The sequence below is a fragment of the Burkholderia sp. THE68 genome (assembly GCF_009938265.1).
GTDB lineage: Bacteria > Pseudomonadota > Gammaproteobacteria > Burkholderiales > Burkholderiaceae > Caballeronia.
In genome coordinates, this window is sequence record NZ_AP022320.1 from 55,554 (window position 1) to 79,702 (window position 24,149).

At 59.7% G+C, this 24,149-nt stretch carries 20 protein-coding genes; 13 read left to right on the top strand and 7 right to left on the bottom strand.

The features are described 5' to 3' along the window. Window positions 1–14: 14 nt before the first annotated feature. From mobF to BTHE68_RS35685, 4 genes are read right to left on the bottom strand one after another with little or no spacing between them, the layout of a single operon-like run. Window positions 15–3,071 (bottom strand): MobF family relaxase, encoded by a 3,057-nt coding sequence (gene mobF, locus BTHE68_RS35670; RefSeq protein ID WP_162071023.1) that lies wholly within the window; start codon window positions 3,069–3,071, stop codon window positions 15–17. Window positions 3,072–3,084: 13 nt separating this feature from the next. Next, the gene (locus tag BTHE68_RS35675; RefSeq protein WP_162071024.1) at window positions 3,085–4,728 is read right to left on the bottom strand and encodes a type IV secretion system DNA-binding domain-containing protein; all 1,644 of its coding nucleotides are present in this window, start codon (window positions 4,726–4,728) and stop codon (window positions 3,085–3,087) included. Between the two features lie 4 nt (window positions 4,729–4,732). Then, window positions 4,733–4,945 carry a hypothetical protein gene (locus BTHE68_RS35680; RefSeq protein ID WP_041733700.1) on the bottom strand — a complete coding sequence of 71 codons (213 nt, stop codon included), beginning with the start codon at window positions 4,943–4,945 and terminating at the stop codon, window positions 4,733–4,735. Then, a complete protein-coding gene (locus BTHE68_RS35685; protein WP_162071025.1) occupies window positions 4,945–5,352 on the bottom strand; it encodes a hypothetical protein in 408 nt (135 codons plus the stop codon). Before BTHE68_RS35685 ends, BTHE68_RS35680 begins: the two co-directional genes overlap by 1 nt. 391 nt (window positions 5,353–5,743) lie before the next feature. On the opposite strand from BTHE68_RS35685, the gene BTHE68_RS35690 reads away from it, so the two are divergent. The 3 genes from BTHE68_RS35690 to BTHE68_RS35700 are packed head-to-tail and all read left to right on the top strand — an operon-like array spanning window position 5,744 to window position 7,314. Then, window positions 5,744–6,208 (top strand): conjugal transfer protein TraD, encoded by a 465-nt coding sequence (locus BTHE68_RS35690; protein ID WP_162071026.1) that lies wholly within the window; start codon window positions 5,744–5,746, stop codon window positions 6,206–6,208. Continuing rightward, window positions 6,205–6,909, top strand: a complete 705-nt coding sequence (stbB, locus tag BTHE68_RS35695; protein WP_162071027.1) for a StbB family protein — start codon at window positions 6,205–6,207, stop codon at window positions 6,907–6,909. The genes BTHE68_RS35690 and stbB overlap by 4 nt, the downstream gene beginning before the upstream one ends. Window positions 6,910–6,957: 48 nt before the next feature. Beyond that, window positions 6,958–7,314: a hypothetical protein gene (locus BTHE68_RS35700; RefSeq protein WP_162071174.1), complete on the top strand. Its 357-nt coding sequence runs from the start codon at window positions 6,958–6,960 to the stop codon at window positions 7,312–7,314. Between the two features lie 202 nt (window positions 7,315–7,516). On the opposite strand, the gene BTHE68_RS35705 is transcribed toward BTHE68_RS35700, so the two are convergent. Beyond that, window positions 7,517–7,948, bottom strand: a complete 432-nt coding sequence (locus BTHE68_RS35705) for a hypothetical protein (RefSeq protein WP_162071028.1) — start codon at window positions 7,946–7,948, stop codon at window positions 7,517–7,519. 73 nt (window positions 7,949–8,021) lie between these two features. After that, window positions 8,022–8,936 (bottom strand): ArdC family protein, encoded by a 915-nt coding sequence (locus BTHE68_RS35710; RefSeq protein WP_162071029.1) that lies wholly within the window; start codon window positions 8,934–8,936, stop codon window positions 8,022–8,024. A gap of 928 nt (window positions 8,937–9,864) precedes the next feature. On the opposite strand from BTHE68_RS35710, the gene BTHE68_RS35715 reads away from it, so the two are divergent. The 7 genes from BTHE68_RS35715 (at window position 9,865) to BTHE68_RS35745 (ending at window position 19,126) form a co-directional block, all read left to right on the top strand. Then, the gene (locus BTHE68_RS35715) at window positions 9,865–11,052 is read left to right on the top strand and encodes a ParA family protein (RefSeq protein WP_014253282.1); all 1,188 of its coding nucleotides are present in this window, start codon (window positions 9,865–9,867) and stop codon (window positions 11,050–11,052) included. Between the two features lie 2 nt (window positions 11,053–11,054). After that, window positions 11,055–12,026 (top strand): ParB/RepB/Spo0J family partition protein, encoded by a 972-nt coding sequence (locus BTHE68_RS35720; RefSeq protein ID WP_162071030.1) that lies wholly within the window; start codon window positions 11,055–11,057, stop codon window positions 12,024–12,026. 316 nt (window positions 12,027–12,342) lie between these two features. Then, window positions 12,343–13,527, top strand: a complete 1,185-nt coding sequence (locus BTHE68_RS35725) for a Replication protein O (RefSeq protein ID WP_162071031.1) — start codon at window positions 12,343–12,345, stop codon at window positions 13,525–13,527. A gap of 2,152 nt (window positions 13,528–15,679) precedes the next feature. Continuing rightward, window positions 15,680–15,916, top strand: a complete 237-nt coding sequence (locus BTHE68_RS35730) for a hypothetical protein (RefSeq protein WP_162071032.1) — start codon at window positions 15,680–15,682, stop codon at window positions 15,914–15,916. A gap of 101 nt (window positions 15,917–16,017) precedes the next feature. Further along, window positions 16,018–16,269 (top strand): hypothetical protein, encoded by a 252-nt coding sequence (locus tag BTHE68_RS35735; RefSeq protein WP_162071033.1) that lies wholly within the window; start codon window positions 16,018–16,020, stop codon window positions 16,267–16,269. A gap of 216 nt (window positions 16,270–16,485) precedes the next feature. After that, window positions 16,486–17,202 (top strand): hypothetical protein, encoded by a 717-nt coding sequence (locus BTHE68_RS35740; protein ID WP_162071034.1) that lies wholly within the window; start codon window positions 16,486–16,488, stop codon window positions 17,200–17,202. Further along, entirely contained in the window at window positions 17,195–19,126 is a 1,932-nt protein-coding gene (locus tag BTHE68_RS35745; protein ID WP_162071175.1) for a site-specific integrase, read from the top strand. The genes BTHE68_RS35740 and BTHE68_RS35745 overlap by 8 nt, the downstream gene beginning before the upstream one ends. Window positions 19,127–19,541: 415 nt before the next feature. On the opposite strand, the gene BTHE68_RS35750 is transcribed toward BTHE68_RS35745, so the two are convergent. After that, window positions 19,542–20,087 carry a hypothetical protein gene (locus tag BTHE68_RS35750; protein ID WP_162071035.1) on the bottom strand — a complete coding sequence of 182 codons (546 nt, stop codon included), beginning with the start codon at window positions 20,085–20,087 and terminating at the stop codon, window positions 19,542–19,544. Between the two features lie 1,362 nt (window positions 20,088–21,449). Here BTHE68_RS35750 and BTHE68_RS35755 point away from each other — a divergent pair. The 3 genes from BTHE68_RS35755 (at window position 21,450) to BTHE68_RS35765 (ending at window position 24,033) form a co-directional block, all read left to right on the top strand. After that, a complete protein-coding gene (locus BTHE68_RS35755; protein ID WP_162071036.1) occupies window positions 21,450–21,848 on the top strand; it encodes a type II restriction endonuclease in 399 nt (132 codons plus the stop codon). A 473-nt stretch (window positions 21,849–22,321) separates the two neighbouring features. Continuing rightward, a complete protein-coding gene (gene dcm, locus BTHE68_RS35760; RefSeq protein WP_162071037.1) occupies window positions 22,322–23,587 on the top strand; it encodes a DNA (cytosine-5-)-methyltransferase in 1,266 nt (421 codons plus the stop codon). After that, window positions 23,587–24,033 carry a very short patch repair endonuclease gene (locus BTHE68_RS35765; protein ID WP_162071038.1) on the top strand — a complete coding sequence of 149 codons (447 nt, stop codon included), beginning with the start codon at window positions 23,587–23,589 and terminating at the stop codon, window positions 24,031–24,033. Before dcm ends, BTHE68_RS35765 begins: the two co-directional genes overlap by 1 nt. Window positions 24,034–24,149 lie beyond the last annotated feature (116 nt).

Here is a 24,149-nt window from a genome sequence, read left to right on the forward strand (position 1 = left end):
CGTCAAAGCGAAGACTATCCAAATCGACCAAATTCTGAGGGCTTGCGACCGTTGGCCGGTTGCTTGCGTTGATCTCCGAGCGATTGACGTTCCAACGCTTGCTTCCCCTCGGCCGCGCCTCGTGGTTGCATGTCTTGCCAGCGGCGCTGCAGTTCGCGTTCTCGCTGAATGGCCAGCGCTGTCGTCTTGTCGAAGCGGCGTGCGATTGCCGCGGGCAGCGATTTCATCGAATCGGTGTAGACGCGTGCCTCATACCGCGCTCGGCTGATCGCGACGTAATACAGATTCATCGACGTCGTGCGGCTCGTGGTGTCGAGCGCGATCAGGGTCCGATCGTTGGTCAGGCCTTGCGAACTATGGACCGTCGAAGCATACGCGTGCTCCAGGTGAAGCGGTCGGCTGATCGGTAGCTCCAACGACCGCACTGACCGACCATTGCGTTGCTCGACCGATTCGAGGCTTACGACACCGCCGATCACGCCCGTTACGCGCATGCGGTCACCGTTGGTGAGATCACGGCCCGCATCGTTACGGTTGATCCGTACGGTATCTCCAACAGACAACTCCGCTCGCTCAAGGCGATAGACGCTGAGCTGCGTCACTTTACGCGGGTTGATCGTAGCCGTGATGCCATCTTGTCGCGACAAGACTAGCGCATTGCCGGGGAGTGCTTCGGCGACGCGATAGGTTTCGCCGCGGATCAACCCGGCCTTCACGTAATCCTTCTCCGGCTGAATCACCATGCCGGGCTGATAGCTCGGCGCGAAGCGGCGCTGCGCTTGCGTCATATCCACACGGGTCAGGGTCTCGAACTCCCGTCCGTTGCCGGTGAGCGCCAGTGACTCGCGCACCATTTTGTTGATTTCCCGGCGTGCCTCATTCGTGCCGGCGACGATCAGGGTTTCACGGCGCTCAGCTTCGGTGAGCTTGATGTAGTCATTCACAATGGCGCGGTGTCGGTCCGCTGGCTCTTTCAGTTCCTCAACATGCTTGAGATGCGCGAGGGATTGGTGAACACGGCTCTCGGCCGCGTGTTCGACGGCCGCTCTCAGTTCGTGATCTTTTTGGCGCTGTATTTCGCTGATTCGGGAGGTCTGCATCCCAGCGTGTTGTAGCTGGGCGAATGGTTTGCCTGCCTCAATCGCCTCGGTCTGTTTCGTGTCGCCGATCAACACCATTCTCGCCCCTGCCTTTTCAACCGTTCGCATGACTTGCTCCATCTGGCGCGCGCCGACGACGCCCGATTCATCCAAGACGATGATCGTCTTGCTGTCCACCGGCTTTTCCTTGGATCGAAGGAAACTGGCGAGGGTGTGCGCTTCGAGACCTTCGTTCTTGAGCGCCTTGACCTGATTGCCGTACGGCGCGAGCGCGACCGTGCGGTAGCCCTCTCCCATCGCCGAGGCCGATGCCTGCTTGATGAGCGCGACGGCTTGATTGACGGTGTAGGTTTTCCCGGTACCAGCGTCGCCCTGAATGCCCACAAATCGATTGCTCGTGGCAACGATGGTCTCGACCGCTGAACGCTGCCCCGTATTGAGCGTGGAGTGTTCGAGTGCTGACCGGACCGTGGTGACGGCCAAAATCGGTGCCACGGCGCCGCGTCCGGTGCGCTCGATGGCGAGAATCGCCTTCTCACGGGCAAGTGCCTGTTGTGTCGTGTAACGCTTCTCGGCAGGAACGAGCGAGCCCAGTTTGATCGCAGCATTGATGTATTGCTGCGCCTGCTTGTTCGACCACTCCTTGAACTCTTGTAGATAATTTCTCCAACCCGCGGACGAAAGCGCGGGTCCGTCCTTCCGATCCGCCATGCGATAGGCCGGCACCGCCTCGATCAGTGCGCCCTGCCCCACCAGACGCTTGATCTCGGTACGCACCTCGCCGGGACCGGCTAATCCGACGGATCGGCGCAGCGCGGTCGCCATCAGGACGCTCTCACGCACGACGGCTTCGCGTTCGGTCAGGTGATGGATCGCGTACTGCACGACCGCCTGCGCGGGCGTAATTCCCGCCGGCAGACTCGTGGCGGCGACGCGATCACGCTCGCCGGAGTCAGTGCGATTACCGGCGCGACCATCGACGGCGGTGTTCATCCGTTCCGCTGCCGCGCTACTCGTGTTGGCGACGTGAGCTTGCCTTCGGCGTTCTCGGCCGTCCGTCACGTCATAGCTTCGCCCGTCGAGCTGGGAACGCGAGCCGTAGTCGATACCGAGCTCCCGACTTCTCTCGACCCAGTATTGCTTGACGATCTCGCGGTCGGACTCGTCCTTGCGTGGGCGTGTGGCGAGCGCAATGACCTGCTTTTCGAGCGTGCTCGCGCTCGCGCGCGTCTTGCCCTCGTTCGCCAAGGCCTCTTCGATGACACGGCTGCGCGCTGAAAACGCTTCGATCTGGTCGCGGCTGATGTGAGCCAGCTCAAAGTTGCCTTTGTCGTCGACGAGGCGGATGGCGTAGCCAATCGCCTGCAGGCCCTTCGCCAGTTCGGCTTTATAGATTGCATCAACCTCATGCTGGACACGGAAAATGTCCTCGTTCGAGAGCGCGCGCCATGCGCCATCGGCGCGTCGCGTCATGTTCATCACGACCGAGTGCGTGTGCAACTGAGGATCTTTCGCCCGGCTCATCTCGTGCCGGAACTTGGCGATGGTCATATTGCCCGTGCGCTCGCGATAGCTCTTGCCTTTGACCTTCTTGCGAGCCTCCGCCAGTTGCTCAACCTGCTCGAGCGCGCGCGTCACGGCCCGGTCGTGCGCGGCAGTCACTTCGCGGTCGCCGGCGACGAGCGCCTGCATCGACACCGACTTTGGGGCCGAGAACGTCAGGTCAAGCCCCATGCGCTTTTTGTTGTCGACGGGGTCGAACGTCGTCTGGATGCGCTCGCCATTGGGAAGCTGGCCGTCCAGGAGGCGCGAGAGCTGTGCCTGTTCGATCGGCCCGGTGAGACCCAGGTGCCGCGCCCCCTCGCCCTGCCACTCGCCCGGATTCTCCTTGGCGTAATAGTCGTCGGCGGACGAGAAGTAGTGTGCTGCGGCGTATTGGTTGTTGCCGCGAATGGGCGTCACATTGAGCATGACTGCGCCTCCGTCACTTGATCTCGATTGCGGTGGCGCGATGCGGATACTTGACGTAGGGCAGTCTGATCTTGGCGATCGGAAAATCCTCGCCGAACATGACGTAGCCCTCCAGGTCTTTCAGGAAGGAGATTTCTGAATCCATCACGACCGGTTCCGGTGGGCTGGTGACCATGTTGCGGCTGCGCCCTCCTCCGCCGCCCCCGGCACCGCCGCCTGCGTTTGTCGTGATCTGGACTCGCTCGACCTGATGCTTGCCCAAAATCTCGCTCGCCTTATCGGTATTGAGCGCGTTCGACCCGCCGAAAATTAGGTAATTTCGAAAGCATCCGAGCAAGGTTTGCGCAGCATCCTTGCCATAGGTTTCATCCAGTTGGGCCCAATCCTGAATGGACGCCGCCATGCGCAGACCGTGTTTGCGGCCTTTGGTTGCGCCCGGCACGAAGGATTCGAGCTTGCCGAGAGACTCCAGCTCATCGAGGAAGAGCCAGAGTCGGCGCGCGAGCGGCACTTCGCTGTCGGGGACGCTCATGATGGTGGCGCAGATTGTGTCGATCCACGTGGCCACGAGCGGGCGCTGCGTCGTGCGCATGTCCTCACGCCAGGTGATGAACAGGTTGCCCGCGTTCGGATCGTGCACCCATCGGTAAAGCGAAAACTCGCCCTTGGACATGAACCGCAGCGGCCTTACATACTTGTTCATCATGAACTGGATCGAGGCGACCGCTTTTTCTGCGTTCTCGCGAAAGTAACCCTGTGAATCGGTATTGGCGAGGAACGCCTGAATCACCTCCCCGTCCTCGCGCACGAGGAGATTGACCAGCGTGTCCTGGTCCGGATTGTTGGTCTCGACCAGCTTGCGCATGGTATCGGCGAGTACGTCGCGCGTGTACGCGCACCACTGCTCATCGGTCGGATCCAACTGCGGGGGAATGATGCTTCGGGCCATTCGGTCGAAGTCATGGACGCCCCTGATCTCGTTGAAGAGGGTCCAGCCCGCTGAACGTTGGTCGAACGGGTTGAGAATGATGTCGCCCGGAAAGCTGAACTTCGAATAGAACGTGCCGTTCGGGTCCACCACGGCCATCTTGTCGCGGCGCTTCACGGCCGATGCGATCATGCTTTCCATGGCGACCGACTTACCCGCGCCGATGGTCGCGCAAATCAGCGTGTTCCGGTTCTCAAGGTGCAACGGCATGGGCATCCGACCGATCATGATGGGCGCCAAGTCTGCTGCCACCGCTTTGGGGCTCAGTCTCGCCGCCCCTGCCCCTGCCTCTGGATCAAGCGCTGCCGCACGCTTCAGCTCGGATCGAAGACGGCGATTTTCTCGACGATTGGCGGCCTTCACCTGCTGCTTGACACCGTGCCAGTTCGCCATGCGCGCGCCACGCAGCCACCGGTGGTAACGGGCGCCGCGGAATCCGTCGTCGCCGTACTCGTGCAACAGATACGCGGTTGTTGCCGCGAGACCGAGACCGAGCACGACGCCACTCGCAATGAGCGGGTTGTGCGGCGTCATATGGAGCGCAACGGTGAGCGCTTCCGGGAGCGGGCGCAGCGGCACGTCTGCGGCATAGGTGCCGACCAGCCACCCGGCAATCGGTAAGCTGACGCCAAATAGCAAAGTCGCATTTTCCGCTTCGTGTTTCTGCATCGGCCTAACCCCCGCTGCGCCTGAGGACTGCGTCACATCGCCTGTCGAGCCGCGTGGCCAGGATCTGTGCATCGCGAGCCGCGTCAACGCAATCGCGCCGCAACGCGCTGAGCAGCGCGTCGCGGAGCCAGTAGCTCATGCTGGGTGAGTTGAGAGCCGCCTGAATATCGGCGTCGATCCATTCGATGGACTTAATCGGGTCGGTCAGGCCTGACATCACGATTCCTCCGTCAAGCGAGCGATCAGCGAAACAAGTTCGGGAGATGAAGCCGCGAGCAATTCCGCCGGCGTAGCAGTACTTATCTCGGCGTGTTTGCATGCAAGGACGAGATCATTCAACTCGCCGGTCGTCGCCTTCTTGCGCATCAGGAAGAGCAGCGCGGCCAGCAGTGTGTGTGAAGTCGTCTGGCTACGCTCAATCTCCGCGAGCCGACCGTTGAGCTCTTGCCGCTCAGCCCATGCTTCCATGCTGTCGCGAGCAAGCTCACGCTGGCTGTCACGACTCATCGCCTTATCGCGAATATATTTCGACAAATGCTTGTAGCCCGCCAATGCCGCGGCCTCTTCGACCCTGCGGCGATCCTCCTCTGAAAACCAGACTGGGATCGATTTGCCTGTGCTCATGCGTGGTTATCCCTGGTGTTGAAAATAGAGTAACTCATTCTTCTTACCTATAGTATTGTCTATAGGTATCAAGTGAGCAAACACATAGCTCTCCTGCGAATTTCTATAGCAACGCTATAGAGCCAAAGTAGTGTCACTTTTGATTTGAGGCCCATAAAACCAAGGCTTTGCATCCCCGAAGGGGGTGCGTGATGTGTATCGAGATTTCTGGCCTGTTAAGGACAGGGATCTCTAGGGGTTAAGGGCGTGATTGTCGACTAGCCCGAAGGGCGTGGGCGAAAAAGATGCGAGGTAGCAGCAGAAAGGTTGCAAAACAGAGGCAAGTTGATAGTATGAAGAAAACAGAGCAGATGCAGTAGGACTGCGTATCAATAGCTCGGAGGATGCATGAATGCCGCAACGTGACGTGATGCAGGCTTTGACGGCACTGGAGCCAAAGACCAAAGCGGCGAAAGTACGCGAAGTGATGCCGTTGATCGAACAGAGGATCTCAGCGGGCGTGCGGATCGCGGATATTCTTAAAGCTCTGAGAGAGGGCGGAATCGATCTGACCGAAGCCACATTGAAAAGCTACTTGTACCGATATCGGCAGAAGCAGCAGGTCGAGCGAGAAACGACGGGGCAGAAAATTCAATCTAATGCCCAGCACTCCAGCGCCACCGAGTCAGTGTCACAACAACACCACCCTGACTCATCGTCGATAACCGATTCAGATTCATCGGAACACGTGGCCTCACACGGACCGATCTCGATGCAAGAGCTTGACCGTCTGATGAAGCCCGACCCAGCCGAACAAGCCGAGAAACTCGCACGTTATGAACGCCTGGCCAAACAGCAACGAAGGAGTCGCACATGAAAGTCGCCGTCATCAACTTCAGTGGCAATCCGGGAAAAACCACGCTGGTCGATAATCTACTCGCGCCGCGAATGAACGCGCCGAAGTTCGAGGTCGAAACAATCAATGCGGGATCATCCGGCTCCAACGCCGAACGGCTCAAGGGCAAGGACTACGGCGGACTTCAGGAGGATTTGATGACGCTTGACTCGGCCATCGTGGATGTGGGCGCATCGAACGTCGAGGAATTTATCAAACAGATGAGCCAGTTCGACGGCTCTCACGAGGAGTTCGACTATTTTGTCGTGCCTGCGGTGAGCGAGAAGAAACAGCAGATCGACACGGTCAACACCATCGAGACACTGTCCGGGCTTGGCGTTCCCCCGAAGAAAATCCGTGTGGTGTTCAACAAGGTCGAACTCGAAGACGCGAGCGATGTGCCGCGCTTGTTCAGTACGGTCTTTGGCCTTCACGCGGAGCGCAAGTGCTTCACGTTGAAACCGGAAGCGGCGGTTTTCAGAAACGAGATTTTCGAGCGGTTGCGTGTGCTCAAGAAGAATGTTTCGGAGATCGTCGCGGATGCGACTGATTACCGGGCCATGCTCCGCGAAGCGACCGACGAAGAAGTGAAAGCGCGTGCAGTCAGCATGATTTCGGCGCAGCGGCTCGCGAAGTCCGCGCACAAGAACCTGGACGACGTGTACAAGGTGCTGTTTAAGTAACGGGGGAACGTCATGGGTGGCAACATATCCACCGCACGCGAAGCGCTGATGGCGGAGCTTTTGCAAGATGCCGATGCGCTCGTGCGCCGCTTCGAGCAGGCTGATGAGGTGCTATCTGGCAAGATCGAGCGCGCAACCACCGACGCGGCAGGCAAGGCGTTTCTCGCAGCGAAGCTCAATTTTGAATCGGTGATCGAGCAGAATAGCGACAGGCTCATGGAGGCGGGCCGCGTAGCGGCCGCACAGATTGGAAATCAGCTCAACAGTGGCGCGGTCCAGCTTATTGCCGGTAATGCGGCGTTTGAACGTAAGGCGCGACGGCTCGTGGTGATGCTGACCGTCTTCGCACTAACCGCCGGCATCGTCGGCGGCTTCATCGGAAGTAAGCTGGCGGGCGCCTTATGAGAAAGGAAGCGTTTCAGCGAGTGCTCATTCCAGTCGCCACCGGTTTGTGGACACTGCCATGCTCTGAGATCGCGCCCGGACATACTTACGGGGCGCTGTAGATCAAGCCGCAGCGACGGTTTCGGTATCTCTTGATGTCACGTCAATCTTCTCAGAGACTGCACTCGCCCCCTCCGCCGGTAAGTCGACTGCCGGCTTAGATTCAGTTCTCGCCGCTCGCCGCTGCAATCACGGTTTTCGCGACATGACACGCGGCGGAAAGCCGCTCCACTAGATGTTCGTTTCTACCGTTTGGGCAAACTAGCGCATGGACGAGATCGTCGGAGCGCGAGACCATTCTCTGCAGACTTTCCAGTAGAGCCGGTGAAGCTTCGCAGAGGAGCCAGGCGGTGCGTCCTCCGTAGCGAATAAATGCCCCGTCGAGGGTGACGCCCTCCGCAATGCTTCGGCCAGCATCGTCGAAAATGGAGACGATACGCGCGCAGGAGGCGCTGCTGTGGTCGTGCTCGGTGCAAATTTCCGCAGGATCGCGATGCTTAGCCACGGCGATCGCCTCGGCCGCCGTCGCCGCTTCGATCTGGGTTTTGCCGTAGTGCGGGACATTGACGGCATAAACAACGGTGAAGTTGCTCACGAGTCCATCTCCTTGTTTTCGAAACAGTCGTCCTTGACCTGGAGCGCTGCGCCCCAGGCCTTCGGCGATGTCTTCACGCTGGTTGTTGTTCGTCTGCGCCTTGCAGCGAGAACAAGAACTCGCAAGCTTTTTGCGCCTGACTTGCGGCCGTGAAAATTGCCTTTTTGTCGACCTTCAGGACCTTGAGCCAGTAGTCGAGGTAAGCGGCGTGATCGTCGCGAACTTCCGGGCTTAATCCCAGTTGTGCACAAACGAAAGCGGCCCCCATCTCGGCGATCAGTTCCTCGGCGGCGTAGGCGTCGTCGCCGAAGCGCTTCCCTAGCTGGCGGTCGAGGCGGGTCGTGTGGCTGGTCCAGTGGGTGAGCTCGTGCGCCTTGGTGGCTGCGTAACTTTCCGCCGTATCGAACGACTCGGGGATGGGCAACTGGACGATGTCGTGCGCGGGTGCGTAGTACGCTCTATTCCCGCCGTGACGGATAACAGCGCCGGTCTTCGAAAAGAATGCTTCTGCATGCTCGATCAGCTCGTGGGGCTCGCTTTTGACGGACGCCGGTTCCGTGCGGTATTCCGCGGGCAGGTTTTCGATTTGGTCGACGTTAAACACTGTGTAGCCCTTCAAGAAAGGGATCTCACGTTCGATCTCGTCGCCTTTGTCGTCGGTCTCGCTCTTGAGTACTTTGTTGGCGTAGACAACGAGGCTTCCGTGCTCGCCCTTACGGACGTTGGCGCCGAGCGCCTGCGCTTGCTTGAATGTCATCCAACGATTGGACAGGAAGCCTTTGTCGAGCTGCTCGCCCCAAAGAAGCAGAATGTTGATGCCTTGGTAGGGGATGCCGTTGTGTCGCGCCGGAAGGGTGATCCGGTCAGCGGCGTTTCCGCCTTTCCACGGCTTGACCCATGGCCTGACCCCCTGCTCCAGGTCGGCAATGATCTTGTCCGTCACCCGGCTATAGATGTCGGGCAGAGGGATCTTCGTTTGTGCTTTCATGGTCTCTCCTTTAGGTCTCGGGGTGGATGTGCTGGGGTTGCGCACATGCACCCGACGACCGTCGGGCGACGACCGGGGAGGCAAGCTGCAAGGGCTGGACGCGGGGAGGGGGATCACCCGGGATTTTTTCGGCGCTGTATCGAAAAAATTTTGGGGATACCCCGCGGCCAGGGCGAAGCCATCTCCCTTGCAGCGCGCTAGGGGCAGAGCCCCTTAGCGGGTCCTTCTAGATGAGTCTTTGAATTGGGTGTTGCGAAAGGGATCGTTACCGAACGGCCGGGACTACAGGCCCGGCGAGCGAAGCGAGTAGAGCCCGGTCCGCGTCTGCGGACTCGCCCATCTTCAGGCAGCGGACGATCTAAGGTGTGATTGGGGTTAGACGGTTAGTTGCGCACGTGATTCATATTCACAGCTAAAAACAGCATGCTGGCAGACCTCCGCATGAGTGCACGAATTTCGGCAGGCGCTCTCTCGGTGGACCTCGGGAAAATTTCGACGAACACGATGTGGCGCTCAAGCTAGAGCCAGCAGCAGATCCGGCAGCTCTTCAAAGGTTGGGCGGGCTGTTATCCACGGATGTGTGGCGGCTGGGCGCCCCTATGTTGAGAAACACATGGAGTGGAGCAACGCATCATTGGGCTTGTGCTGGATTTGCACCGAGATCCTGCCTGCATCGGACGCCTTGTTACCGGCATTCAGTCCGTTGAGCACTGCCCTATAGCCGCCTAAATTCATACATGGAAGCCGGTCCGCACTTCAACTTTATTCGAGATATTCGCGCGAAAGCGCCGCCGGTGGGGCGCTGCGACAAGGTCGAAAGCTGCAAAGTTAACTTGCGTTTACTTTTCACAACGACTAATCTTCGAACAATTCGACCGGTTGGGTCGAAATATTCTGAATCGGTCCACTGGACGCTACGGGTAGAACGATGGACACCATCAAAAAGCTCAAGGCAGGGAAAACGACGGGCGCTGATCTTATGCACCTGGCGAAACTGTCGGACGGCATGCTGCAGAAAATCCGCGATGAGATGCTCGAGCCCTTTCCTCGTAAAGTGCCGCCCATCATCTCGTCTGCTCGACTGCAGGAGATGTGTGGAATCGACAAACAGCGCATGGGGTACGTGCTCAAGAAAGGCGAGCTTCCCGCAGGCACGCAAGCCAAGCCCGGCTCCCCGCGCCAGTTCACGGTCGAGGAGACGATTGCATGGATTCGCTCTGAGCGCAATCCCCTCCCTCGCAACGGTCCGGCGAAGGTCATCGTTGTGGCGAACTTCAAGGGCGGTGTGACAAAAACCACGACTTCCACCCTTCTCGCCCAAGGTCTCTCGATGCGCCGAGGTCGCCGCGTCTTGCATATCGATCTTGACCCACAGGGAAGCGCAAGCACGCTGTACGGCATCAATCCGCATGCTGAGGTCGATTCATCTCAAACCGTCATGCCCTTGATCGAGGCCTATCTTGAGGGCAAACCGTTCGATATGGCCACCCTCCCCGTCCCGACATACTGGCCCAACGTAGACATCATCCCGTCCTCTACCGAGCTGTTCAATGCGGAATTCATGTTGCCCGCACGAGCGGCCAGTGACGGGGAGGTTCGTTTTGAACAGGTCTTGCACGACGGATTGGCGCAACTGAAGGATACCTACGACTACATCATCGTCGATACCGCGCCAACCCTAAGTTATCTCACGATCAATGCGATTTTCGCGGCTGACGGAGTTATCGTGCCAGTCGTGCCAGATATGTTGAGCTTTGCGTCGATGGTGCAGTTCTGGCACTTGTTCGGTGATCTCATCAACGGGATGCAGGCGTTCGACGATGGTCGGGCTAAGGAATTTGATTTCGTCGACGTCCTCGTTACCCGCATGACGTCAAAGCCCGCCGCGCAGATCCTGCAAGGCTGGATTACGCAGATCTATGGTTCGCGCGTCGTGCCTATTGAGATTCCCGAATCGGACTTGGCGCGCAATACAAATATGCGCTTCTCGACCTTCTACGATCTCGGTCCCAATGATGTCGGAGCCGAAACGCTTCGCCGCATTCGCACCCCGGTAGATCAGTTGGTCGATCGCGTAGATGACAAGGTGTGCGCAATCTGGGCACAGGAGGAGTAACAATGGCTTCATGGATGAAGGAACAGGCCGCCCGGGCTAAGAACATTCAGGTGACGGCTGAGGACAAGGAAAAAGCCTCGGATGTCCAACCCGTAGCCCCTCGCACAGCGCCGGGTCAATTGATGCAGTTACAAGCGACCGCGGAACGGCAACGCAGAGAGATCGTCGATCTCAAGATGCAGCTGGACAAGGGTGCAAGAGCTAAGCGCCCTATCTCGAAGCTCCATGAAGTTCCTGGACGCCGTCGTAAGCTTACCGCTGAGCAATACGCCGAACTTAAAGCAAACTTGGCCAAGCATCCGCTTGTGCATCCGGTCATCCTGGAGGCACGTGAAGACGGCGAATGGAATATCAACGCAGGCAACAACCGCGTTGCGATCTATCGAGACTTAGGCATCGAGGAAATCGATTCGATCGTTTCAGAAATGGAGCCGGATCAGGCCGAAAGACTGGCCTTCTTTTCCAATCTCTTCGCTCCCTCCCTTTCCGACTACGAGAAGTATTGGCACTTTCAGCGCCTTCAAGAAGCTGCAGACGCCCTAACCCAACAGGAGCTGTCCGCGGCGGTTGGATTGTCGGAAGCCCACGTTAGCAAGATTTTTGCGTTCGACGGATTGCCTGCCGAGGCAAAGGCCGCCCTCGAAGAGCGTCCTGAAAGATTGGGCGCCGACGCCGCCGCTCAGCTTTCCCGCGCACACTCAGAGGGGCGAACGAGCGAAGTCGTCAAGGCCGTTGAGCGCTTGGTCAAGGAAGACCGTTACACGCAGAAGGAGGCAGTTTCGAGTGTTCAGGCTAAGCCCGCAAAGAAGCAATCTTCCGCCGAGACACTAATCGTTAAGCAAGGCAAGAAGAACTACTGTGAGATCACCACGCGCGGCGGCGTGATTGGTGTGCGACTTAAGGTGGAGGCAGAGCGCGCAGACGAATGGGCCAAAGAAATTCAAGCCCTAATCGAGTCGAAATTGAAGCAATGACTTTCAGCACGAAACTCGTGTGCAATCAGTTACTTAGGGGTTCATCAAGCGCCATCAAGATGCAACACGATTCCTAAGCCTCTGTTTTTATTGACATTTCGTGACGAAACCAAGATCGATGAAAACCTAAAGCCTGAAAGACAAAGGCCCCCAGCTGGAAACTGAGGGCCTTTGCGTAAGTGGGCTTGGCTGGAAATCCTAGCACCACACTCCCCGGCTGGAAACCGGAAAGGGTACAACGCTCAACCCGGAGTGTAGCGCAACAAGATCGACAGTCAAGCGAAACCCATCCATTTACCGTATTGGACCGCTCGACATGTCTATCGCGCAACGCTTCGTTGCTGGCGAGGGTGAAGCACACCCCGAAGATTCCGCAGCCCTCACCGCTTTTCGCTGCGACTCAACCAACCTGCCCTGGATCATCTTTCGGGCGGCGTTTCGCGCCGCGCATATCGAACAGATCTCGCCGCGGGCTCGCGCTGTCCTTGCCGCCCTCGCGCGGACCGTCGACGCTGCCAAACCCTTCGGTGCCATCTTTGCGCGCCGTGAGCTGCTCACCGGCCGCGCGCTGCAATCCATGCGGACGTTCTATCGCAGCCTCGACGATCTCGAGATCGCCGGACTCATTGAGCGTCGCCCGCAGGGCCGCTATGTCGAGGCCGGGTTGTTTGGGCGCGCCTACCTTCATCTCACCGAGCACGCCGCTTCCCTCCTCGGACTCATGGAGCCTCCGCGCACGCACGAGGTCGAACCCAACCAGAAGTCCTCTTCAACTGCACCCGCATCGGACAAGTCTTCTTTTTCTGTACCGTCTGCCAATGTGGCAGACGGTGGAATATATAAGGATCTAAGCCCTACTGTTTTTCAAAAGAGACAACCGGGGCAGCTGCCGGCGGACCTTCAGCGCCTGCGCACCCTGGGTTTTTTTGATTTCTTGATTTTCAAACTTATGCGCGAAGCGGGAGAGCACGGCAAGCGCCTCTCCGATGTCGTGGAAGCCACCTGGCATCACCTGAAGCGCGCGAAGGCACCGATAAACTACCTGCGCGCCCTGCTCCGCAACCCGGTCGATTTCGCCCTCCTGGTGCGTCGTCGGAACGACGAACACCGTGCCAAGCTAACGCGCGCGCGGCAGCGCGTGGACGCCCAAGCCATTGCCCGCGAAAATGCCGGCCGCACGTTTATCGACGGCAACAACGGGCGCCAATTCGTGATCGGGACCGGCGGTGACTCCATGACGATCTTCAGCCTCACAGAGCGCATTGGCCGCCAGGCCGCCGGGTGGGTGCCGTCCTTTGCCACGGCGCTCACCTCCGGGAAACTCCGTCCCGCCACCGCGCTGGATCTCGAGCGCTTCGCCCATGCGCAACAGGAAGTGTTGGGCAAAGCACCGCCTTGCGCGGCACCGCTGGCGTACACGAAGCCTCCGGTGACGGTTGCGGTCCGGGAGCACATCGCCGGCCTGCGTCAGTTCCTGAAAGTGCGGGGAGCGGGCGCGTGACGGGGCGCAAGCGACAGCCGTCTGAGGGACCAGATGAATCGCACTGCGCGGATTGAACGAACGAAGTGCGGGCACCGACCCACGGCGACGCGCCGATTCGATCACCCCGATAGAAATGCAACTACCGATCTTACCCATCAACGTCCGCATATCGCCCACACGCGCAGGTTCGGCGAGAACTCAAAAACCCGCTTGCAAGACTGCGATCGAGACCCCACCACGGGGCGAACTCAGCGAGGCGAGTGCGTGAACCGGGCGAGGCGCGACGCGTCGCACGCGTCATCCGGCGCCCGCCGCACCGACCCCTGCGTGCCGCGCTCCCACACGGAGGATTCGGTAGGTGGAAGCTCAACCCCTGGGTGCCCGACGAACGCGACACGGGGCGAAGCCTGGGTGGCTCCTCCATCCTAGCCTGAGCGCCGACACGACCTTTCCGCGACGGCTCAATCGTAGAGTACCGACGCGCGCGTGCCCTGGCAGCGAGCACAGATGCGCAACAGCGGGCCCTAAGCGCCGCAAAGCAGTCACGCTGTCAGAGGGTCCAGTACGGCGATTTCAGCGTGCAACATCGCCTGCCGCGTGTGCGGAGAATCTGCGCTTTCAGGCGAAGCGTTGGGCCAATGAGGGGCCGGTAGTTTTGCCGGCAGTAGGTGGCGATCGACAAACGGGCTCGGTGAAATGTGCCGTGGGTCGGTGCACGGACGTCTGCCGGCCGGTGCAGATCTCGTGAGAAAGGACAAGCGGCCAGGTTTGGCGGCGCCGAGCGGATCCTGCGGGCAGTGCGTTTCGTGCAGCGGCTACACCGGATAGGTCGAGACTTTCCAACCGCACTGGGCAGCGCGTTGCAAGGCGCCAAGGTGACCGCGTCGTGCGTCGGACAGGAACCGACGCGTTGCCGCATCCAACCGGAGGCCATCAGAATCGTCGCTTGCACTTGGACGCCGGCCACGGCATCGCCATAATCTATTTACCAGGTCATAAACAGACCCACGGGCGGCAGGCGACTAGACGTCGTCATCCGCGCATGCGTGGGCGCTCTGTGCCCGTTTCACCTGCGCCGATCGGTGGGGGCGGGGGCGTGCCGGCGCGCGCCGCGGTCGGTCCAATCATCGTTCCAATCGGGCGCCGACGGTCAGATCGACGGCCGCCCACGGCGGCACCCTCACGCCGTCTTCGCGCGCGCTCGGACGAAGCAGAGGAGGGCGAGCGATTCTCGTCAAGCCTGATTAGTCGTGCTATCGGGAGAGGGCCACTGCGAATCGAGGAGGCAACCGGGACCGCCACGAAGATCGCCAATGCAAGACGGCCAAGGCCTCAATCGTGCACCGACAGATGGCCGGGTGGCGAAGGACGACGAGGCCACGTTCTTTGTCGCTGAATGTCGCCGTGACAGCCGCGGAAGTTCAGTCGGGCAACGAGACATGTTTGTTTTCCGCCCGCGAACACTGGCGTCGGTTAGGACCGACATTGGCTTGCCGCGACGTGTTCTGATCGCAGGCCACCCTGGTGGCGCCGAATGCTGATGCGGGGCGAGAGGCGAGGGCGGTGCCACTCAGTCCAGCAGGTTGAGCGGGGCAGGCCGTTGCGATTCGGGCGCAAGACGCCACAATGTCAGCAAAAAAAGAGTTAGCGTGACTGGGACGGTCGACTTCCCACGCCGCGGGAGCCTCACCGCGCGCACATGATTATTGTGGAATCCTAAGGTGACCGGTGAGATCCTGCGTGCCTGTTGTTGTCCCCGCGTGGAACATCGTCGTGAAAATAGAGTGGTATATAAGCAATTGTTTTTAAACGATTTTTGCGAATTTCAGCGAATTGTTTCACGGCGCCGCGCAATTGGGTTCGCTTGGCGCACGGCATTCTTCAGCGCGTCCCGCCGAGATCGGTGCGGTCATCAGTGGAGCGTATCGAATGAGACGGATTTTGTGAGATTTGATACGTTCTGCGCCGAGAAGTAGCCTTGGCTCCTTTATCCGGTCAAGCCAGCGACCCGTAATACTCGGATGAGCAAACTGAAAAACGGTGGCGGTTTCCCAGCTAGGCAGGCGGTCGGTAGCGAGCCGATCACGCCGCGGCAGCAGTCATTGTGGGTTACCGCGGCGCGATAGAAGCGCTAATGTACTAACAACGGTCCTTTCAACGCGAGTTTGATATGGAGTGGAATGACACACGGCCGACCGCGCCCGGTTACTACTGGTTGCGCTTTGTCGACGAGCGATCGCCGCAGCAAACGATCGTTGAAATCTCCGCGGTGCCTGGCGACGGAGCGGTCGATTTCGTTGTTATTTTGATGGGAGACGACACGATCATGGAACTCGATGACGCGTACTTCGATGGGGGCCTGTTCGCTGGACCCATCGAGCCGCCGATGACTAAAGATCGACCCTAATGAGTCGGTGGCCGAAGGACGGCGCGAAGGAGTGACGGCTTTGCGCCTGTTGTGCCACGAAGGAGCATTTTTCGCCGTTGCGGACCATCGCGGCGCGTTCGATGACTAAACAACGTCCTGACCCCGCTCCGCTACTCGTAGGCACCATTCCACAGCCCGCGGCCTCCGGTAATCACGGTCGTTCGCTGCTCAGCCGCCATTCCAAGTCACGGGCCCGTCTGCGCGACATTCGGTATCGACATCTGGCGATCAAATGTCTGATCGAGGATCATCTGCACCTGCTGCTGCTGCTCATAACCGCCATGCGGAAGCGATTGAGGAACACCGGCAACACTGATGCGGCGTCTTCTTGAGCTGCTGGGCGACGAAGGTAGACCCGCCGGCGAGGACAGATACGCGCGCGGACAACCTCGCAATAAAAGCTTGCTCGATGACCTTATCGAGAGACCTCGTCCGTGCGTGTGACCGCCTTTTTAGATTGTTTAGGATGCCTGATAATGGCTATTATCGGGATAGCGTTTCAGAGGTAAAATCACCCTTGTTCCAAAACGCGCGAGAGGGGAGGGCCCGTGGCACAAGGGTTTCAGGGGGATGACGAGGAAAATGGCGAGCGCGCGCGGCGCGGGCCGCACGACGCCGATCGTCGTCAGGATCACGACGCAAATCACGACGACTCCCATCGCTGGCCGGCCGAGGCGCCGAGCGTCGCGGTCGCGCGCGTGGTCCTGAAAGTCGACGGGTCGATCACCCTGAAGCGGGCCGCGGCCACGGCGTGGCTGACGGCGCACCACCGCGCGGCGCCGGCGTTGCCGCCGCGCTTGCCAATAAGGCCGACGCGCATGGAACTCGCCGTGGTGATCGCGCTGGCCGAGACCTACGGTGCCGCTCTATATCAAGACGCGCGCTTCGTGCCGGTGCTTGATTTCATCGCCGATGACGGCGCGGTCCCGCTGGTGCAGCGCGTGATGTACGGCGCGCGAATCGAGCACGACGATAGCGCCTCCGGCATCGCGCACGAGAACACGCGACTGGCCAACGTGTTGCGCGACGCGCGCGTCGCCTTCGAGTTTCTGTGCGCCACCTGGCCCGAGGTATTTCTGGCGCAGACGCATGCCGTGCTCGCCGATCTTGGCGTGCACGTCCGGCCGCCGGATGCGGATCGGATGCCGCCGATGGGCGAGGGTCACGACGTCGACACCGACGCTGACTCGGATGCGGACCCCGGGGACGACGACGATGATGACGCTGACGAGCACGATGAAGGCGGGGAGGGCGGACATGGTTGAGCGTCGATCCTCCTCCGGAAAAGCCACGGCTTCCGGCCAAGCCTCCACCGGCGTCGCCGACGTTGCAATTCCACGTGGCTTCACGACCAAGGATTTCACGGCGCTGCGCGCGTACGTGCAGCGCATCCAACCGGCCGTCATCGCGCGCACCTATTACGACCCGGACGAAGATCCGCATGCGGCGACGCCGTCCGCGATGGAGCGGTACCTCACCGGCATGCTCGACACGCTGGTGCAGCTCGCGCTCGCGCACGGCTCGATGGCGCTCGCGGAGCACCTGCGCGCCTCCATCAAGCAGCACGGGCAGCCGAAACTGACGGCCGTCACCTTCCGCATGGTCACCGAGGCCGCGCAGCTCGCCGCGGCCGCGCCGCACCCGGATCACGCGATCGGCGCGTGGCTGCGTCCGCGCATCGCGCGGCGGCTGAAAGGAGAGGGGATTGCCACGCTCGGCGATCTGGTCGCGTTCTGCAATCGACGGGGGCCGAGCTGGTGGCGCTCGATTCCGCGCATTGGGCGCGGGCGCGCGCGAGCAATCGTGAGCTGGTTGCGCAAGCAGCAGGCGGCCCTGCAGCGGACGGTCGACATTGACGTCGACTCGGCAGAGCACGATGGCGTGCCGTTGGTCGCGGACGAGCGCGTCGAGGTGGTGCCGGATTTTGCGAGCGAACGCGGGAAGGGCAGGTTGACGCTTGCGCCGCTCGAACGACTGGCGGTGCCGCATACACTGTCCGGCGCGGCCGGTGAAAACCGCTCGACGGCGTTCTGCTACATCCAGGCGAACCACGATCTCGATGCGGTGCGCGCGTATCTGAACCGCTTTCGCGACCAGCCGAAAACGCTGCGCGCCTATACCAAGGAACTCGAGCGGTTTTTGTTGTGGGCGGTGGTCTTGCGCGGCAAGGCGCTGAGTGATCTGCGGGTGGACGACTGCGAGGCCTACAAGGACTTCCTGAGGGATCCCGATCCGCGCTTTGTGGGGGAACGCTTCGCGCGGCACTCGCCACGGTGGCGACCGTTTGCCACAAGCGCGGATGGATCGGCTTCGCTTTCACCCGAATCGCAGCGCTATACCGTTCGGGTACTACGCACGGCGTTCACCTGGTGGGTCGATGTGCGGTATCTCGCCGGCAACCCGTGGAAGGCCGTCAACGATCCGATGGTGATCAAGCGGGAACGCGCGATGAAGATCGAACGCGCCTTGCCGGCCGATCTGTGGCGCAAGCTCCGTGGTGAACTCGATGTGCGATCAGCAGAGGCGGGCGCCATGCAATGGCGGGCCGTGCGTGCAGCCGTTCTGTTGATGGGCGATTCCGGTCTGCGACGCGAAGAAGCCGCCAGCGCCCGGCGCGAGGATCTGCGCCCTTCATCCTTTGGAACACCCGAGCGACCGGTCTGGGAGCTGACCATCGTTGGCAAGGGCCAGCGCGAACGCACGGTGCCGGTGAGCGCCGCGACGCTGAACGCGCTGCGCGCGCATTGGCGCGATCGGGGAGGGGATTTTGACGGGGCGAGCGAAGAAGACAAACACAGAGGGCCGCTGCTGAGCCCCGTCGTCATTCCGTGGACCGACGCGTCACGCCGGCGACATCGCGCGCGGCAGGGCGGCGACGGGGAGCCTGCGAATGAAGCGGGATATACCGCCGACGGACTGAACCGGCTGGTTAGTCGGATGGTCACCAAACTGGTTGAGACGATGGACGGGTTGAGCCTTGACGAACGCGTGCGGCTCGGGCAGTCGAATGCCCACGCGTTCCGTCACACCTTCGGCACGCAGTCGGTTGCCGATGAGGTGCCGGTGGATGTCGTGCAGAAAGTACTGGGCCATGCTTCGCTGCAGACCACGACGATCTACGTGCAGGCCGAAAAGCAGCGCGTGCTCGAAGAACTGGCCGGCTACTATGCGCGACTCGGTGCGCGTTGAATCGCGAGAGATCTCTGACTATCGAGATGGAGCCAGGACAAACGGAGCTTGCCTCGTTTTGTCCGTATGAGTCCAGCCACTATCGGCTTTGGTTTTCGATTGGGGCATCGGTGTTTTCGAAGTCGGGTGTTGAAGCTTCTGCGAAGCAGTGTCTCGAGAAGGCAGATCGCCTTGACGTTCACGAAGCGGTCAATTGGCGCTCTTCCTGCGAGACAAAACTAACATTGGGCTCTCGCCGTCGGCTGCGCCGGCTGTCGTGGTGTCGCTTTCGTTCACTGATTCTCCTGCGGTCCCGGAGTGATCTAGCCTCGCACTGCGCACGTCATTCGCCTAGTTCATACGCGCGGCGATCTATTTCTTTCGGGGACTCGAGTGCCGGCAGTCTAGCCATCGCAGCCCCTCGTTCCTTTTTTCGTCAAAGAATGCGCGAGGCAAGCAGCCCCTCGGCAACGTACGGCCGCATTTCCCAGATCCACTCATCCTCGGGGCCGCGCAAATCATCTCCCTCAGCAATCGTGCAGGTCATCACCGCGGATCCATCTTTGCGCTTCGGCAAGTCGATGGGCATCTCTGCAAAGAGCATTGCACCTAGAAGCCCATACTGAAGATTCGCAGCAGAATAGTTTGCGTAGCCAGCGGCTTTGGCAAGCTGTCTAGCTGTGATTCTTCTATCGGACGCATTCAGGTGCGCTTTAAGCATGGCCTTGTGGCCTGCAGTAAGCTGGTACCCGATGTTCAGGAAGATCTTCGCAATCTCAGCTGCCGTCGGCTGGTTCACTCGCGCAGCGGCCGCCGAGATCTGTCGTTCGTAGAGTTCATCACATAGGGTGGCCCATACCGCTGCCAAAGTATCTTCGCGGATATCAACGACTTTCTCGCCATCGCTCCACAGAACCCCCCGGTAGCCGCCGTCGATGGAACGTGCAACGAGCGTGTACGGTCCAGCTTTGATCGTCTTCAACTCATCCCGCATCGTTCTCCCCTATCCGCAACACAGCTGTTTAGAATGACCGCGCAGACGCCATTGCGGCTGCGAATCGCTCGGATGTGCCTTCGGGGCACGCACCGCTCGGTGGAGTAACTGGCGCCGGGTTGGTGCTCAGACACAGACCAATGCTCACCCCGTTTAATAGGTCAACCTTGCGCAATTGACCGTACGGCAGCTCGACCGTCCGGGCGACATCAACGTGTGAGCTAAAAGACTTAGCGCCTTGCGGAACCGAGATCGTCGTTGTCGACAACGGATGGCTTGAAATGCCGGTTATGTTGGTTTGCCTTGGCGCGACGTCGTACGACACCTGCACTGAGACAGACGCCTTCGACGTATCGGTCCGATTCACGGTGACGTGCACGGTCGGCTTCGCCACACCCAACTTGCAGCTCGATGGACCGTCATCGCAAGCACTGACTAGGAACATGTCCGGCACAAACTGCCAACGTGGGCCAATGTCAATGCGTTGGGTGAGTAGTCCGCCCAGCGTCGAATCATCCGCCGTCGCGCCACGCGAGGCGGTTACGACGGTCGCCAAGATCTGAGGGCGGTTTGCTTCTTGCTGAAAGCTGCTACACCCGACAAGCAGGCTCACGCACGACGCTATGACGGGGACGATAAATGTGCGACTCATGGTGTGGTTCTCCTTGCAAAGCTCGCCTTCGGTTATCGTCACAAACTCCGCTATATGTAGAGCCTGAAAAAAATATTTAATCGTTGGATCGCTGTTCGTAGGGCTAACACCTGCTGGGCATAAACCCGTGCGCTACCTCGCGGACAACCCGTGGGTCGTGCTCAATGATCCCCCGTGATCGAGCGTTGCCGGCCGTGCTACGGCGTAAGCTGCGTGACGAGCTCGATGCCCGGTCTGCCCCTGAGCACACTTCGCAGTGGCGGACGTTGCGCGCGACAATTCTGCTGATGGGCGATTCGGGCTTGCGAAGTGAGGAAGCCGCGTCCGCGCGCCGTGAACACCTGAAGCCTTCAGCGCACGGCACGCCCGAGCGCCCGGTGTGGGAGCTCGTGCTGTTGAGAAAGAACAGCGGGAGCGGACCATACAGGTGAGTGCGGCGACGCTGGCTGCCTTAGGTGCGCCCTGGGTCGACCGGGCTAGGGCCCTCAACGAGGGGGCGGGTCGACGAAGTGTCCGGTAATGAACATGTTGAGCTACCCGCCGGCAGAATGCCAGATTTTTACTTCGTCCGACCCTTGTTTTCGTCTAGTCATCCCACATCTCTTCGGATGCACGCAACCAGATTCGGTGAAGCGTGCATGGCCGTTGGCGAAAGATCGTCAACGAATTTGACCGCCCGAAGAGACCAAGGGAAAAACATGACTAACAAAGCAATGGGACTATCGCCAGCATGTCTTAAGACGCTCGCGTCGGTGGAAGCAAACCCCAATAAATCCAATCAGCACGAACTCAACGGTGTCATCGAGCTGAAAGCCATTCTCGGCCTTAGCGACGCCCGCCACTCGGCTATCTTCTCCATCCGCGGTGAACCAATCACCGCCACCGTAGATGTGACTTGGTACGACGCCCGAGCCGCCCATCCCACGCGCACCGAGCATCGCCTTTATTTCGAAACAAACGCCGTGATGGCCCGCGCGCGGGCAGGCGACGATCTCCTGATCGGGTTCGACAAACAAGGCCAACTGTGTTGCATCCTGATTCCGAGATCCGCAGCAGGAGGTGGCGCGAACACGGACGCGTGGATGTCGGTGGCATAAAAGGTTTGCCCGCTTCCGAAGCGCAGTGGCATGGGCGTGATCACGACGCCCAGAGTATCAAAAACCTCGTCCTATCAGGCGCAGCAAGCCCTATCCGTGGCTCGTCGGAATTGAAACCGACGGGCTTCGCTATTGCGTTTTCAACCTGAACCGCGCCACGCCTTTTTGGGCCGTTTTGAGCAAGCGAACGTCCCTGCGATGCGCAAGCGTTCCGCACACGCACGATCTCGGCGCGCATCGAGAGGACACTAAGGGCGTCGACGTCGCAATGTGCGCCAGGTCTAAACGTCAAATCCCTCCCTTCTCCCCGCCTAGAAGCCCAGCAAGGTTCCGCTCCCGCAACTGATTTCTGCAGTGCACCCCCTCCCTTGCGGGTTGGGATTCAACGGCGCGGGAGCAAACCTATCCCTTATTCTTCTTGGCAGCGGTACGACTAGCGGTCATAATGTCCGGAAATATTCCCAGAGGCAAGAATGCAAAAAAATCCGCCGCTCAAGCTCCTCAGACAAGCAAGAGGTCGATTTACGCAGCAACAAATTGCTAATTTCATTGGAAAAGACGCGAAAACGGTTAGGCGATGGGAAAAAGAGGAGACGGTTTGTCCGATCGTCGTGGAGGCCGCCCTGCGCGAAATGTTGAAATGCGACGCGCCAGGCGGTCATGTAGAACCAGAGACGTTTCGGTTCGTCGATCTATTCGCGGGTATCGGCGGTATCCGGATGGGCTTCGAAGCGCACGGAGGCGAATGCGTTTTCACAAGTGAATGGAACGAGTTTTCGAAGAAGACCTATCTAGAGAACCATGGGGATCTTCATCCGTTCGTCGGCGATATCGTGCCGTTCCCGGCGAAAGACATTCCTGACCACGATGTACTGCTCGCGGGCTTTCCCTGTCAACCGTTCAGCATTGCAGGCGTGAGCAAGAAGAACTCTCTTGGCCGACCTCACGGGTTCGAATGCACGACCCAAGGTACGTTGTTCTTCGATGTCGCGCGGATTATTGCGCACAAGCGCCCGAAGGCCTTTCTGCTGGAAAACGTTAAAAACCTTCTGTCACACGACAAGGGAAACACGTTCCGCGTGATCCTCGAAACGCTGCGTGACGAATTGGGCTACGACGTCCACTACCGCGTAATCGATGGTCAGCATTTCACTCCGCAGCATCGCGAGCGAATCATCATTGTCGGATTTCAGGAGAAGACGGGCTTTTCATGGGACGACCTCAGACTGCCCTCGGAAGGCCCCCGCCTAGGGTCGGTCCTGCATCGCACGGACGGAAAGGAGCCTTTGCTACCGTGGGATGCCGACCGTTTCTTTGATCATGAACGAGGCTCAGTGCAAGCCAAGTTCACCCTGACCGAAAACCTTTGGAAGTATCTGCAGGCTTACGCAGAAAAGCATCGGGCGGCTGGCAACGGATTCGGTTTTGGTATGGCCTACACCGATAGCGTCACGCGTACGCTGTCGGCCCGTTATTACAAGGACGGGTCGGAGATTCTCGTATCGCAGGGGGGCCGCAGGCGTCCGCGGCGCCTCACCCCGCGAGAATGTGCTCGCTTAATGGGCTTCCCTGATACGTTCCGGATCCCAGTGAGTGATACCCAGGCTTATCGTCAATTTGGAAACAGTGTAGTCATGCCGGTCATGAAGGAAGTGGCGCGCATCATGATGCCTCACGTCCAGTCCCTAGTGGCCCGCGCACGAGACGGCGTTCCGTACAGCCTGCCGTTGTTTGCCTGATGATCGACGTAGTCGACAGCGCCACCCGAAGCCGGATGATGTCTGGCATTCGTGGGCGTGACACAAAGCCGGAAATCTTGCTACGCAGCGCGCTGCATCGACGCGGATACAGATTTCGTCTACATGTGCGAGAGCTCCCGGGGAAGCCGGATATTGTGTTCCCGGGGCGACGCGCCGTGGTCTTCGTACATGGTTGTTTCTGGCATGGACATGATTGCCCACTTTTCAAGTGGCCGCAGACACGTCCAGAGTTCTGGAAACAAAAGATACTGCGGAACAGGCAGAACGACGAGAAAGCAGTTGCGGCACTCCAAGCGGCCGGTTGGCGGGTTGGAATCGTCTGGGAGTGCAGTCTGAGAAAGTCGGATAAAAAAATCGAAACGGTTGCGCAGATCGTCAGCGACTGGCTATGCAGCAACGAGGAAACGATGGAACACCGGGGGTAAAATTCGTGCGCTTATCCGAGTACTTCCAGCGCATCGCTGCCGAGGCGACTGAATAGCGGTTGCTGTTTCGTTCCACCTACCGCGACAGTCGCTGGCCGACAGCAAGCGGATCGCGA